The sequence below is a fragment of the Serratia proteamaculans genome, assembly GCF_013337185.1.
Lineage (GTDB): Bacteria > Pseudomonadota > Gammaproteobacteria > Enterobacterales > Enterobacteriaceae > Serratia > Serratia proteamaculans_D.
Window position 1 is genome coordinate 187,950 of the sequence record NZ_SWDE01000006.1, and the last position, 14,607, is coordinate 202,556.

The 14,607-nt window shown below is 52.4% G+C and carries 11 protein-coding genes; 5 read left to right on the forward strand and 6 right to left on the reverse strand.

All coding sequences use genetic code 11. The annotated features are described in order from the left end of the window. Positions 1 to 6: 6 nt before the first annotated feature. On the reverse strand, positions 7 to 1,383 hold the full coding sequence (gene xseA, locus FCL49_RS20670; RefSeq protein WP_174355033.1) for an exodeoxyribonuclease VII large subunit: 1,377 nt from the start codon (positions 1,381 to 1,383) through the stop codon (positions 7 to 9). Positions 1,384 to 1,553: 170 nt separating this feature from the next. Here xseA and guaB point away from each other — a divergent pair, with 170 nt between their 5' ends. The 3 genes from guaB (at position 1,554) to FCL49_RS20685 (ending at position 5,993) form a co-directional block, all read left to right on the forward strand. Further along, entirely contained in the window at positions 1,554 to 3,017 is a 1,464-nt protein-coding gene (guaB, locus tag FCL49_RS20675) for an IMP dehydrogenase (protein ID WP_012146304.1), read from the forward strand. Between the two features lie 102 nt (positions 3,018 to 3,119). Next, positions 3,120 to 4,697, forward strand: coding sequence for a glutamine-hydrolyzing GMP synthase (guaA, locus tag FCL49_RS20680; RefSeq protein ID WP_135317583.1), 1,578 nt, complete (start codon positions 3,120 to 3,122; stop codon positions 4,695 to 4,697). A gap of 291 nt (positions 4,698 to 4,988) precedes the next feature. Continuing rightward, positions 4,989 to 5,993, forward strand: a complete 1,005-nt coding sequence (locus FCL49_RS20685) for a hypothetical protein (RefSeq protein WP_174354948.1) — start codon at positions 4,989 to 4,991, stop codon at positions 5,991 to 5,993. A gap of 98 nt (positions 5,994 to 6,091) precedes the next feature. Here the strand turns inward: FCL49_RS20685 and FCL49_RS20690 are convergent, their stop codons facing one another. Continuing rightward, complete coding sequence (locus tag FCL49_RS20690; RefSeq protein ID WP_174354949.1) at positions 6,092 to 8,851, reverse strand: KGGVGR-motif variant AAA ATPase; 2,760 nt, start codon at positions 8,849 to 8,851, stop codon at positions 6,092 to 6,094. Continuing rightward, positions 8,848 to 9,336, reverse strand: coding sequence for a hypothetical protein (locus FCL49_RS20695; protein WP_174354950.1), 489 nt, complete (start codon positions 9,334 to 9,336; stop codon positions 8,848 to 8,850). Before FCL49_RS20695 ends, FCL49_RS20690 begins: the two co-directional genes overlap by 4 nt. 789 nt (positions 9,337 to 10,125) lie before the next feature. Here FCL49_RS20695 and FCL49_RS20700 point away from each other — a divergent pair. Continuing rightward, positions 10,126 to 10,665, forward strand: a complete 540-nt coding sequence (locus FCL49_RS20700) for a GNAT family N-acetyltransferase (RefSeq protein WP_174354951.1) — start codon at positions 10,126 to 10,128, stop codon at positions 10,663 to 10,665. An 11-nt stretch (positions 10,666 to 10,676) separates the two neighbouring features. Here FCL49_RS20700 and FCL49_RS20705 read toward each other — a convergent pair whose 3' ends face one another. Next, positions 10,677 to 11,051 carry a winged helix-turn-helix transcriptional regulator gene (locus tag FCL49_RS20705; protein ID WP_174354952.1) on the reverse strand — a complete coding sequence of 125 codons (375 nt, stop codon included), beginning with the start codon at positions 11,049 to 11,051 and terminating at the stop codon, positions 10,677 to 10,679. 126 nt (positions 11,052 to 11,177) lie between these two features. On the opposite strand from FCL49_RS20705, the gene FCL49_RS20710 reads away from it, so the two are divergent. Continuing rightward, on the forward strand, positions 11,178 to 12,011 hold the full coding sequence (locus FCL49_RS20710; RefSeq protein ID WP_174354953.1) for an enoyl-CoA hydratase/isomerase family protein: 834 nt from the start codon (positions 11,178 to 11,180) through the stop codon (positions 12,009 to 12,011). A gap of 76 nt (positions 12,012 to 12,087) precedes the next feature. Here the strand turns inward: FCL49_RS20710 and FCL49_RS20715 are convergent, their stop codons facing one another. Together FCL49_RS20715 and FCL49_RS20720 are read right to left on the reverse strand one after the other, a co-directional pair. Continuing rightward, positions 12,088 to 13,872, reverse strand: coding sequence for a hybrid sensor histidine kinase/response regulator (locus FCL49_RS20715; protein ID WP_174354954.1), 1,785 nt, complete (start codon positions 13,870 to 13,872; stop codon positions 12,088 to 12,090). Beyond that, positions 13,869 to 14,501 (reverse strand): response regulator transcription factor, encoded by a 633-nt coding sequence (locus tag FCL49_RS20720; protein ID WP_174354955.1) that lies wholly within the window; start codon positions 14,499 to 14,501, stop codon positions 13,869 to 13,871. Before FCL49_RS20720 ends, FCL49_RS20715 begins: the two co-directional genes overlap by 4 nt. Positions 14,502 to 14,607: the final 106 nt, after the last annotated feature.

Below are 14,607 nucleotides of genomic sequence, written 5' to 3' on the forward strand. Positions count from 1 at the left end.
GCGGAGTTATTCGGCCGCGCGCTTTTTGCGCGGCTTTTTGGCCAGGGTAATGGTTTTGACTTCGCTTTCCACCCAGCCATCCTGCAGACGGGTTTTCAGCAATTCACCTACCTGCGCCTGTTTGGTGGTTTTCAGCAGTTCGCCGCGTGGGGTTTGCGTCACGCTGTAGCCACGCGCCAGTGTTGCCAGTGGGCTGACCGCCTCAAGCTGGCTGCAGGCCACGCCAAAGCGTTGACGCCAGGCGTTGAGCTGCCGCTCCAGCGCCTGCTGCAGTCGGTATTCCTGCTGCTGCACGCGTTGCTGATAGCGATGAATGCGTGCCTGTGGCTGCATCTGTGCCAAGCGCTGTTGCGCCCGCTCGCTGCGGCGTGAAGAGACCCGCAGTTGGTTCTGCATGCCTTCTTCCAACCGGCGCTGCAGTTTGAACAGCAGCGTCTGCTGACGCGCCAGGCGCAGGTGCGGATGCTGTTGCTGCAAACGGTGGTTGATGCGGGTGAACTGTTGCTGGCGCTGGGCCAGATAGTAATCCATCGCCATTTCCATCCGCTGCTGCTGGGACTGCAACTGGCGCAGCAGCTCCAGCTGATTGCGGCTGACCAGTTCGGCGGCGGCAGAAGGGGTTGGCGCACGCAGGTCGGCGACAAAGTCGGCAATGGTGACGTCTGTTTCATGGCCGACGGCGCTGACGATCGGAATGCGGCTGGCGAAAATTGCCCGCGCCACGCGTTCGTCATTAAAACTCCACAGATCTTCCAGCGAACCGCCACCACGGCCGACGATCAGCACGTCACACTCGTCGCGGCGGTTAGCCGTTTCGATGGCACGCACAATCTGCAATGGTGCTTCTGCACCCTGCACCGAAGTGGGGTAAATAATAATAGGCAGTGAAGGGTCGCGCCGTTGCAGCACCTGCAGTACATCGTGCAGCGCCGCACCGCTGGCGGAGGTAATGACCCCAACGCGTTTGGCTGGGCTGGGCAAGGGTTGCTTGAACTGTTGGTCGAACAGGCCTTCGGCGCTCAGGCGCTGTTTCAACTGGTCGAACTGCTGTTGCAACAGGCCGTCACCGGCAGGTTGCATGCTTTCGGCAATCAGCTGGTAGTCGCCGCGGGGTTCATACAGCGTAATGCTGGCGCGAACCAGAACCTGTTGGCCATTCTGCGGACGGAAAGTGGTGCGGCGGTTAGTGTTGCGGAACATCGCGCAACGGACCTGAGCACGATCGTCTTTCAGCGTGAAATACCAGTGGCCGGAAGAGGGTTGGGAGAAGTTGGAAATCTCTGCGGAGAGCCAAATCTGGCCCATTTCCATTTCCAGCAGCTGTCGAACCGTCTGATTCAGGCGGCTTACGGTAAAAATAGACGGCGAAACAGGTAGCGGCATGTGACCCAGATCAAATTTCAAAACAAGCACTTAATTGGTCGATACTACATGGCTGAAAAAGGTAATCAAGAGTTTTTGTGAGAAAGTGCTGGAGGCAACCGATTACGCTCTGTATAATGCCGCGGCAATATTTTATCTTTTTCACAGCCCACTCTGGTGAGATATTGCCCATGCTACGCATCGCAAAAGAAGCACTGACATTCGACGACGTTCTCCTGGTTCCAGCTCACTCTACGGTTCTGCCTAATACCGCTGAGCTCGGCACCCAATTGACCAAAACCATCCACCTGAACATCCCTATGCTGTCCGCAGCCATGGATACCGTTACCGAAGCCAATCTGGCTATCGCGTTGGCGCAGGAAGGCGGTTTAGGCTTCATCCACAAAAACATGTCCATCGAGCGTCAGGCTGAAGAAGTCCGCCGCGTGAAAAAACATGAAAGCGGCGTGGTCACTGACCCACAGGCCGTAACACCGACCACCACCCTGAAAGAAGTGAAAGAACTGACCGCGCGTAACGGCTTTGCCGGCTACCCGGTAGTGACCGAAGAAAACGAACTGGTTGGCATCATTACCGGCCGTGACGTCCGCTTCGTCACCGATCTGAACCAGCCTGTAACCGCCGTGATGACGCCGAAAGAGCGCCTGGTCACGGTGAAAGAAGGTGAAGCGCGTGAAGTCGTGCTGCAGAAAATGCACGAAAAACGCGTTGAGAAAGCGCTGGTGGTAGATGACCAGTTCCATCTGCTGGGTATGATCACCGTCAAAGACTTCCAAAAAGCGGAACGCAAGCCTAACGCCTGTAAAGACGAGCATGGCCGTCTGCGCGTTGGTGCTGCGGTTGGCGCTGGTGCAGGTAACGAAGAGCGTGTTGATGCGCTGGTCGCTGCCGGTGTTGACGTCCTGCTGATTGACTCCTCCCACGGCCATTCCGAAGGCGTATTGCAGCGCATTCGTGAAACCCGCGCCAAATACCCGGACCTGCAGATCGTTGGCGGTAACGTCGCGACCGCTTCAGGCGCCAAAGCGCTGGCTGATGCCGGCGTTAGCGCAGTGAAAGTGGGTATCGGCCCTGGCTCCATCTGTACCACTCGTATCGTTACCGGCGTTGGCGTACCGCAGATCACCGCTATCGCCGACGCGGTTGAAGCGCTGGAAGGTACCGGTATCCCGGTTATCGCCGACGGCGGCATCCGTTTCTCCGGTGACATCGCCAAAGCTATCGCGGCGGGTGCATCCTGTGTGATGGTCGGCTCCATGCTGGCGGGTACCGAAGAATCTCCGGGCGAAATCGAGCTGTATCAGGGCCGTTCGTTCAAATCCTATCGCGGTATGGGTTCACTGGGCGCGATGTCCAAAGGTTCCTCCGACCGTTACTTCCAGACCGATAACGCCGCCGACAAACTGGTGCCGGAAGGTATCGAAGGCCGCGTGGCTTACAAAGGCATGCTGAAAGCCATTGTTCACCAGCAAATGGGCGGCCTGCGCTCTTGCATGGGTCTGACCGGTTGCGGCACCATCGACGAGCTGCGCACCAAGGCTGAATTTGTGCGCATCAGCGGCGCCGGTATTCAGGAAAGCCACGTGCATGACGTGACTATCACCAAAGAGTCACCGAACTACCGCATGGGTTAATGCTTTAACTTCTCTTGCGGGAGAAGCCGGGGTGGGGCGGTAACGCTTCACCCCGAAAACACTATTTTCGCTCTTTTTCTCTGTTGCTGGAATTCGCCTCACATGACAAAAAATATCCATAAGCATCGCATCCTTATTCTGGATTTTGGTTCGCAATACACTCAACTGGTAGCACGCCGCGTGCGCGAAATCGGCGTTTACTGTGAGCTGTGGGCCTGGGACGTTAGCGAAGAGCAAATCCGCGAATTCAATCCAAGCGGCATCATCCTGTCCGGCGGCCCGGAAAGCACTACCGAAGCCAACAGCCCGCGCGCGCCAGAATACGTGTTCACCGCCGGTGTCCCGGTGCTGGGCGTATGCTACGGCATGCAGACCATGGCGATGCAGTTGGGTGGCCAGGTAGAAGGTTCCAACGAGCGTGAGTTCGGTTATGCCCAGGTGGAAATCACCACCGAAAGCGCATTGGTGCGTGACATCGAAGACGCCCTGAGCCCGGCCGGCAAACCGCTGCTGGACGTGTGGATGAGCCACGGCGACAAAGTGACCGCTATCCCGGCTGACTTCGTGACCGTTGCCAGCACTGATACCTGCCCGTTTGCCATTATGGCCAACGAAGAAAAACGCTTCTACGGCGTGCAGTTCCACCCGGAAGTGACCCACACCCGTCAGGGCCAGCGTATGCTGGAGCGTTTCGTACTGGATATCTGCCAGTGTGAAGCCCTGTGGACCCCGGCCACCATCATTGAAGATGCGGTAGAGCGCATTCGTCAGCAGGTTGGTGAAGACCACGTGATCCTCGGCCTGTCCGGCGGCGTAGACTCTTCCGTTACCGCCATGCTGCTGCACCGTGCCATTGGCAAACGCCTGACCTGCGTGTTTGTCGACAACGGCCTGCTGCGCCTGAACGAAGCCGACCAGGTGCTGGAAATGTTTGGTGACCACTTCGGCCTGAACATCGTTCACGTAGCGGCTGAAGATCGCTTCCTGAACGCCCTGGCCGGTGTTGATGAGCCGGAAGCCAAGCGCAAGATCATTGGTCGCGTGTTCGTTGAGCTGTTCGACGAAGAAGCTTGCAAGCAAGCCGACGTGAAATGGCTGGCGCAAGGCACCATCTACCCGGACGTGATCGAATCCGCCGCTTCTGCCACCGGCAAAGCGCACGTGATCAAGTCGCACCACAACGTGGGCGGCCTGCCGAAAGAAATGAAGCTGGGCCTGGTCGAACCGCTGAAAGAGCTGTTCAAAGACGAAGTGCGCAAAATTGGTCTGGAACTGGGCCTGCCGTACGACATGCTGTTCCGCCACCCGTTCCCGGGGCCAGGTCTGGGCGTGCGCGTGCTGGGCGAAGTGAAGAAAGAGTATTGCGACCTGCTGCGCCGTGCCGATGCTATCTTCATCGAAGAACTGCACAAGGCCGATCTGTACAACAAGGTCAGCCAGGCATTCACCGTATTCCTGCCGGTGCGCTCGGTGGGCGTGATGGGCGATGGCCGTAAATACGACTGGGTTGTTTCACTGCGCGCAGTGGAAACCATCGACTTTATGACCGCGCATTGGGCGCACCTGCCGTACGATTTCCTCGGCCGCGTGTCCAACCGCATCATCAACGAAGTGAACGGCATTTCCCGCGTCGTTTATGACATCAGCGGCAAGCCACCGGCTACCATTGAGTGGGAATGACCCCACGTCCGGCTTAGACCGGTAGCAAATGGCATAAAAAACTGAAGCCCGCGTCATTGCGGGCTTTTTGCGTTTTCGACCTCACATTTTTTGGCAAATTTTCGCATCGCCTAGAACCCTGTTTTTATGGCATGGTAGATGGTACGACCTGACCATGATGCCGTTGCTAGCATGGTGTCTTGCCCGACCATCGCTCTTACAACCCCTAGCGAGCAGTTATCATTGGGGCGGTGATGCTAGCTTAGGTGGGATAAAGTGCTTACTCACGGTGCCTCTGCTGGGAGACTGGCGATGTTTGAAGAAACAATCCGCGCATTAAAAAAGCTTGGCGACGAAAAATCTACCGTCGCAATCTCCACAGACGATGACGATTACTTTGATCGCGAATGTCCCGCGCCAGAATGCTTAGCTCAGTTCAAGGTTCTTATGGCAGATTGGAAGGGCAAGGTTAGGGACGAGGAGGTATTTTGTCCGTTCTGCGGCTATACGGCTGATGCTCAGAAGTGGTGGACGCAGGAACAGCTGAATCACGCGCGGGACGTTGCTCTGGCGAAGGTTCAAGCGACTTTAGGTGGTGCACTTCGCCTTGACGCGCAAAGATTTAATCAGAGGCAGCCTAAGGGGGGATTCATCTCGATGAGCATGAAGGTGGACAGTAGACCTCAACATGTCCCGATCCCCTATGCCGCGGCAGCACCCATGCGTCTCAAGATCACCTGTGGTGAATGCGGATGTCGGTATGCCGTTGTCGGGGCGGCGTACTTCTGCCCGTCTTGTGGGGCAAACGCGGCGGAACTTGTATTCGATCTCACGGTTCAGGGCATCCGGCAGTCGCTTGAAGCGGTTGACGCCATCAGAGCTGCTATTGCAGACGCAGACACTGCTGAGAACACGTGTCGTCTGATCGTTGAGAGCGCTTTGCAGAACGCGGTGACGGCATTCCAGAGGGTTGCAGAAGCGCTTCACGCGCGCATAGCACCGACAGCGAAGGCCCGGCGCAACGCATTTCAGAATCTTGCCGAGGGTTCAGTTCTTTGGGCTGCCGCGATAGGGGGCGGTTACGATAAGCATCTTACGGCCGTTGAGATGGAACAACTGACAATTGCCTTCCAACAGCGTCATCTGCTCGCTCATACACAAGGCGTTGTCGATGATGATTACATCCGGAAAACCGGTGACACACGGTATAAATCTGGGCAGCGGTTGGTGATCAAACGTGAGGCTGTGATTGAAGCGCTTAATCTGGTTGAACAATTGACGCATGGCATCCGCGAGGATGCCATGGATAAAGGGTGATCTCATTAACAGCTGGTTTTGCCAATAACGGAGGCCCGTAAGAGGCAGCTATTGGCGCCTAGATCCGTCTTTGTGCTGCAGAGTTAGCTTCACTAACTCTACGCTCTCGCTCTTTCTCTCGCTTTACGTGTAAGACTAATGATGTTTGGCCGCGCACCCTTTCGTTTCATATTTAGTCCAACCCTGAACAGCTCTGGAACCTCAAAGCTCCCATCTTCGGAATAGGCAACGCCATATTTTTCAAGAATATCCAGTTCTTTTGCTTCTATGCCGTTTGCGGCAGCTTCAGCACGATCAAAGGGAGTTGTCAGGCTCTGGAGTGATTTAAGCTTATCAAAGATGGGTAGAAGTTCACGAACTTCCTTCGGATACTCGTCAACCTTTTGTTTGCTCGTATATTCAACTGCTTTACGCATTGAGCTTGGAGATAGTAGGCGGTCATTAGCTACTTGTTCACGCGCACCTAGAGCAGCCGTATGCATGAACCTGACAAGATCACGTGCAGTCAAACGACCAGTGAGATCAGTCAAGACAGCAAGTACCCATTCGGTCGATCTAGCCTCTCTGCTTGAGTCGCTTCCTAATTTCATTCCCCATATCTGCTGTAAGTCAGCCTCTCGCTGGAGCTCGGAGCGAAGTCGCCAATCTGAACTCCAGAGATCTGGTAAAGCTCCACTGTTACCCACAAGCCAGACAGCAAGCTCTTGAATGTCAATGTCGAGCCACGTTAGCGCGTAGCTGCGGTAAGAGGCTCTAAATTGCTGGACATTTTGTTCAATTACCGCCTCTACCATATCGCTGCGCACGAAGATTAGCACGCCGATTGGACGTCCTGCCTCCTCTCGCAGCCGGATCGGTATCTCACGAAGAAGAGCCCTCAACGCATCTGCTTGCACCTCTTCGGTGTAAGGGTTGGTAAATACCTCTTCGAGGCCTTCAAACATTGCAACTGGTCGAACCATTTCAGAGGTCCGGACCGCTTCTACGAAAGTTTCCCAGCTATCGAACCCAGTCGCTTGCGCAATTGATGTAAGCCAAAAATCGGTCCATTTAGTAATGTCCCAATTTGAGTTGATACCCTCACGAATCTTAGTTGTTGTAGCAGAAAAAAGACCAGGTGAAGGATTGCCCAGCCGCGTAGCTACTTGAGCTCGCCCCTCTGCAACAAGACTTTGCATGCTCTCCGAGCTATTGATCGACCCAAGGACAGGTAGCAATAGGCCTTCAAATGCTGGTGCCTGAGCCCCTCCCACTGCAGCTGTTGCTCTAGCCCAAGTCTTATGTTCTAAAAGATACCGAAAAGTCAGAGTCTTGCCTGTTCCCTTAGTGCCTTCCATAACCGCAATGGGTGGATGTTGAACAAAGTCACCAAGTAAGCGTTGTAGCGGAGGAGTAATTAAAGGACTCTGTATACTTTTTACTGTCTCCGCAAACTCAAATTCGTTCGCAAAATTCGCAAGCATGGAGCAGGCATTTGCACGGTCACCTGCGGCAATTTTCAACTCTGTTCGTGTTGGAATGTTAGGGGTCACAATTCGGCGCCCAACTACCCAGCTCTCCATTTCAGACTTTAAGCTAGTAGAAAAGCCTGTCTTTTTCAGATCTGTCACATAGGTCTCCCAGTCGTCAGCAGAGGCAACAAGATCGGAAGTGTGAAAGTGAAAGCCAAATACAAGCGAACTCTCTCGAGCGGGAGTTACCGTGAATTCGTGTTGATCATCTAAAGTTTGCGGGACAAAGAATGATTTTTCTGCCTGGACTTCTAACTGGGCCTGTAATTTCCCTCGAAATACGGGGTCATCGTACTGCAGTCGGGGAATCTGATTGATTAATACAAAAGGTTGCCGGCCAGCCTCGCCGGCTTGTTTTTCGACCTGCCCAATTGTGTGGAGCATTCCTTTTAATGCGTTAATTGACTGTCCGCTTGCCGTAGACACGAAGACGCGCTCAACTGTTGGGTCAGTCAAAAACTGAATCGCGATATCCACTAGCCCAGCACGAAGGTCTACAACAGCAAGTTTGCAGCTCAATTTTTCCGCGAGCTTACGGATAAGATCTACAATAAGATAAGGTTGGTTGCGGCGCGCGTTAACCAAGTGCTCAGGTCTTATAGTGAACCCCGTTAGGTCGTCGAGTAGGCGCTTTACTGGCAGAACAAATACGTTACCTATACGCTGATCCAGCATTTGTGCAGCCACGAAGTCAATAGTTGAACTAAGATCCGCAGACGCATCTGCGTGCGCTATAGCCATTAGATCTTCAAGTGAGATGCTAACCTCTGGTTTGCGTGTTCGATAGAGGTAGCTGGCACCGGGGGCTTCGAAGTCAGCATCTACAAACAGTACTGTTTCAGTAGCGCCTAGAATGGAAATCATGTTCTGCGCGAAAGCCATCGCAGCCGTGGTACGTCCGACACCTCCCTTCACGCTGTGAAATGCAACAACTGTGGGGGACGTGCAGTCGCGTACCGGATATTCAATTGCGTAAGGTCGATTGCCTTCAAGTGACGCGCTTGGTCTAAATACTGATTTAGATTTGCTGACACCTGAAAATTCGTAAGTTATTCGTAAAAGAGATCTAGCAGATGGGCCGTCAAGTCGTATCGACGGAACTTCATCGTTAAAAATTAGCCATGTGCCGAAAATACCCCGTAGCCACTGATTAACTCCTTCGACGTTCTCTGGACCCTCTAAGGTTAGGGTCAGTCCTGTCCAGAAAACCTCAGAGGCGATAAGTCCAAGTGGCGGATCATCTTGGGTTGATTTATTGATGCTCCCTCTCATTGGCGCTGCTGAAAGTCTTCTCGCAACATCAATCCATGAAAGTATCGGCAGTGTTGATAATTCGCTAAAATTCATTGTATTTCAGCCTCAATATACGAGATGGCATGCGATAGAAACGCTTCAAGTAAAGCTTGATCATCTGGGTCAGTTTGCAGGCCATACCGCCATGCTTCATGCGCCCCACCTAAGTCAAATTGCTGACCACCGTTGTAGCCTTGCGTTACTTTAAAAGGGCCTGTGGGAACAGGAACTGAAGCGGCAGAGACCTTAAGCCTACTTAGCATTCGAGGGAGATTATGGGAGTATTTCTCGACCTTTGATGGAAAACCTGCAGTAGAATCAGGAGCAATGTTTAGGTCGTCCACTTCATAGCTAAACGGCACTTTCTCAACACGGTTCAATAAATATTTCAGGCCAGACTCGACTGCATAAAATCGAAGCAGCGAAGGGCCAAACGCTGAAAGAGAGGCCGTTGTATCTGTCACTGCCGAAAGAGAATCGGCAAGGTTCCGGGTACGAGAAAAGTTCTGCTTATGATCATCACGTTGGCTTATCAACATCCTAGAAATCATCCATTTTCGTTTAGTTCGTGCACCGCGCGGCACTTTGATATACCGACAACAAAGTTTGACTAGAGGAGAACAAAGATACTCTATGGGTCTCACTTCTAAAAGCATAATTCCCGGCACTTCAATTTTGAGAGTTTCACGTCAACTCCTTAACTTAACTGCATCGCTATTATGGTTTGAGCGGCGAAATGGTTCATGAATGCCCCGCCACGCTCGACCGCTAAAGGCCGGTTTTTGTCAGTTGTGACAGGTAGTATCGGCCTTGTGGTGACCTGAGCAGGCTATTCTTGAGGCTTGGGAATGGGGGGATTGATGAAATACCTGAATCACGATGAGGCAATGGCAGAGCTTTTATAGGCCGATCCGTCTTATTCGTTGGCGCTGCTGGCGAGGTTGTTTGTGATGATAATGTGGATAGAGAGGCAGCTATCCGTAGCCTTTGCCGCGATAATGGCTTATCCGACTTCTTGAGCGTTTTTTTCTGTGCATGGCATTTTTAATGGTTTTTCGATTTCGTCACGGATTAATCATTTGTTTTATATGAATTTTGTTAGTCAATTCATAATCGAGTGGGAATGATTTAGTGGCCGGTCTAGACTGGCGCTAAATAACAGCCATAACATCTAATCCCGCGTAACTGCGGGATTTTTTTATTATGTGAGGGGCTTTTTATGGAATTATCTGGCATAAGTTCACAACGCATTTAAACCAAAGTACTGTATATCTCTGTATCGGCGGTTAGCTCGACCGCCAGGTTTTGAAAGACCCGCTGGAGGTTCTATGACGACATTGCCAACACGAATACCGTTACCTGACGAGCTTTACGCGTCATTAAGGCCGCTGAGATTAGACGATGTTGATGCATGGTCGGCGTATTTGAGTAAACCTGGCGTGATTGAACATACCAGTTGGGGGGACGTCGGGCCGACCAACCTCGAAAAGCTGATTGCTGACTATGCCGAAGGCAAAGACTCTCTTCGTTGGGCCATTGTGGATCCGAGTGACAGTTTGCTCGGCACGGTAGGGTTGAACGAAATATCCCGCGATCATGGCCGGGCGGAAATTGCCTACGATCTTGACCCGAGCCACTGTGGTCGGGGGTTGGCGACAGAGGCGGCGCGTGCCGTGATTCATTGGGCGCACACGGCGTTGGGCCTTCAGCGTGTTCAGGCTACGGTCCTTGATAGCAACATATTGTCCATTGCCGTCCTGGAGCGGGTGGGCATGCAGCGCGAAGGTTTAATCAGGCAATACCGCCGCGTGCGCGGGCAGGCACGAGATTATTGGATGTACGCAGCCATTAATCGCACAGGGAATTGAGGCTGCCACCCTCAATTTTCACCCTGTTGGCTTTGCTCATCATATTTTCTCTGGCAGTCCTGAATTGTCTCCATATTCCCCAGCGTCCAATTAAATAAAATAGAGAACGGCCCCTGCAACGATTCGCCGAGCGGTGTCAGTGAATATTCGACGCCCAGTACTCGGCCATCCAACACCCTGCGTTTTACCATGCCGTTGCGCTCAAGCTTACGTAATGTCTGGGTCAGTACGCGTTGAGTGACGCCATCGAGGCGACGCTTGATGGCGTTGAAGCGCCGTGGCTCGCGCAGCACCTCCAGCACCATCATTGACCATTTATCCGCGATCTGGTCGAGAATAATGCGGCTTGGGCAGTCGGCGCGGTAGATCGGATCGGTCTGGTTCATCGGTATCCTCCAGCATCCCTGGGATGCTTAAAGTGCGTAATTGACCCTAGGTATGCAAAGTATACCATGCAGTGAGCAGCACCCAAACCCGGTGCCAATGTCCCGCAAACCACCCAGGAAATTGACATGACTGATACAGATTTCGGCAGACTGAGTATTTCCCATGACCATGGCGTATCGACGATTACGATCGACAATCCCCCGGTTAATGTTCTTGATGTGTCCTTGATGTCGGAGATCAGCCGCTTTCTTGTTGCTGTTCGTCACGATCCCAAGGTGAAAGTGTTGGTATTCCAGAGCGCAAATCCCGAGTTTTTTATTGCTCATGTCGACATGACCTTAATCGATGAGCCGCACGCTTTCGATGAGCTGGCACGCCATGCGCCTGAAGGCCTTAATCCGTTCCAGGCGTTTGGCGAGCTTTTGCGGGAGCAGCCGCAGGTCACGATCGTCAAGCTTGCCGGGCTGGCTCGCGGCGGTGGGGCAGAGTTTGTTGCGGCGGCCGATATGGCGTTTGCCGCCGAGGGGCTGGCGGGGCTGGCCCAGTGTGAGGCCTTGATGGGTATCACGCCTGGCGGTGGGGCTACCCAGTATCTGACAAGCCGGATGACGCGTGGTCGCGCGCTTGAAGTGATCCTGGGTGCCGATTTGATCTACGCGGCTACGGCGGAACGTTACGGATGGATCAACCGTGCATTACCTGCTGCCGAACTCGATGACTTCGTATATCGGCTGGCTCGTAATATCGCGGCACTGCCCGAGGGCGTTATCGCAGCAGCCAAACAGGCGATGCCTGCACCGGATCTGCGGGAAGGCTTTTATCGTGAGCACGATGCCTGGGCAGGGCTGTTCGCACGGCCCGCAGCGGAAAAACTTATTCGCGGTGGGCTTAAGGCGGGTGCCCAGACCCGGATTGGCGAGCGAAACCTTGAAGGCCTGCTGCGCGGTCTTGAGATCTAAAGGGATGTCTCTTCTGAAGTCGGACCCATGCGGAAACGAAATTCCGGCATGGGTTCACCGGTATAAAGCCTCCTGGCTAACAGGAGGATGCCCATTGCGACAGCAATGCATAGAGTTTCGCCGGTTCCAGCGGTTTTCGCAGAACCAGATAACCTTCCTGCTCGGCTTCCTGCAAAGTGGGCGAGTTAAATTCCCCGCTGACCATGGCACCGCTGGTATTCGGCAGGCGTTCAAACAGCGCTTTCAAGATATCGAACCCGCTCTCGCCAGAACGGAGCCGTTGATCGCACAGCACGGCAAAAGGGCTGAAGCCTTCATCGATAATCGCAAACGCCTCCTCTGCACAGGCCGCACAACGTACGGTGAGGCCCCAGGTGCTCATCAAACTAGACCAGGCGGAAGTCACCAGCGGGTCATCATCCACCACCAGGCAGGAACCGTATAACGGCGCATAGCGGATGGGAGTGAGGGTACTTGAGTAACTGTTTGCGCTTTCTGGTAACTCGCATTCTCCATTGTAAAGGGCGAAGCGCATCCAGAAACGGGAACCCTTGCCTTCAACGGATTGCATGCCGTATTTCACTTTCATCAGTTTGGCGCAGCGTGCCACTACCGCCAGCCCTAATCCATGGCCGGCACTGTCGATTTTCCATGCCAGCTCGGGACGATAATAGGGGGAAAAGACTTTGCCTTTCTCTTCGTCGGCAATGCCAACGCCGGTATCCCAAACCTCGAACAGACATTCACTCCCTTGTGGACGGATGGCTATCAGCACGCCCCCTTTTTGCGTATAACGCAGTGCATTTTGTATCAGGTTAATCAGTGATTGCCTGATGAGTAGCTGATCGCCCACCACGAGAATTCGTCGCTTAGGCCGCCAGGCCCGCAATGACAATTTCCGACTATTTGCCTCTTCACGAAACAGGGTAATCACCGAATCGAGCAGGGTACCAATATCTACATGGGTCGTTGCCGTGCTGACATTGCCGGATTCAATCTTGCTGAGATCGAGTAAGGAATTAAACATAAGATGCACGGATCTTACGCTTTGCTGCAGATCCAATAGCTGGGGGATGAGCGTGACATCGTGGTTTTTATGGATGATGGCTTCGATCAAAAAACCCATGGCGTGCACCGGTTGACGCAAATCATGACTGGCGGTAGTAAGGAATTGGTTTTTATCCAGTAAGGCCTGCTCCGCTTCCTCTTTAGCCTGCCTGAATTGCTCCGCAAGACGAGAGCTTTCCTCTTCGAGGCGGGCTTGCTGGATAAAGAATTTATGGGAACTCAATGCGTGGCGGTAGATGGCGAACCCATAAAGCAGATTAAGCATCAGCACAATAAGCATGACATCATTTAATCGCCAGATGATGCCAATATTCAATATGCTCCAGCAGGAAAAGAAAAACAGGGTAAAGGTGCTAATGACTGGCGTTAAATGTGTGGCGTTGGCTGCAACGATAGCCGCGATACTGATGTTCAATAATAAGAAAAAGTCAAAATTGTTTATCTGTGGCGTGATTATATATAACGAAGAAATACCCAGTCCATGAACAAAGGCAACTTTATTGATATGGGGTAGCCAGCGGCGAAGAATAACTTCTGCATCTTTTGTTGTTTTTTCTTTATTATAGCTGCTATGCCATAACCTGATGGCGACAGCGCAGAACAAATATAAGACTATCCATATGGTAATCGGCCATAGAGGTTCACCCAGTAAATAAATCCAAATAGCGAAAGGCATGCCAACAAAGGGTACTGCGCTGAAGCTAAATACCAGGCGTATAAAGGTATTGTCCAGCAAACGGATTTGCGCACGGGGAGAAATACCATCATCTTGTAAAGATTGAAGTAACTTCATTGTAACGGCCCCGACCTGCCGTGGAGCAGGGTGATCGCTTCCACTCGACTATTCACACCTATTTTTTTCAGAATATTACTGATGTGTTCTTTCACTGTGGGTTCTGAAATAGAAAGTTGCAAAGCTATTCTTTTATTAGGGAAACCACGCAACATCATGGCAAGCACTTCAACCTGTCGCGGTGTTAAATTTAAATTTTGCAGATGTTTTTGGGCGGAGGCTACGCCCATCGCATTATCCTGAGGAAACCATAGTCGATTATCGGTGAGTGTGGTTACGGCTTTGGCGAATAATTCAGGAGATTCGTTTTTAAGCACGAAACCGTGGCCACCGGCCTCTCGCACCTTTTGCCATATTTCATTGTTGTCGTCGCCACTGACTACTAATAAACGAACCTGTGAATAACGCTCACTCACTTCTTTAAGTAATTTAAGGGCTGTGCCATTGGATAACCAAAAATCTATAACCATTAAGCGAGGAGGGCCATTTAGCATAATGTGGCGATAGCAATGATCTTCGTTGGTCGCCATGTGGACATGTTTAAATCGACAATGCGTATTAAGAAAATTGGCGATACCACTTGCCACCAGAGGATGATCATCAACGACCAGTGCATATTCCTGTCCCAAAGCTATCTCCTTCGTATAAACGTATCGGATGGTTCCAATGATCTTTTATTATCCACCCTCCCTACTTTAGGAGGGTTTTTTCGTTTAGGAAAGGGAAATATATTAT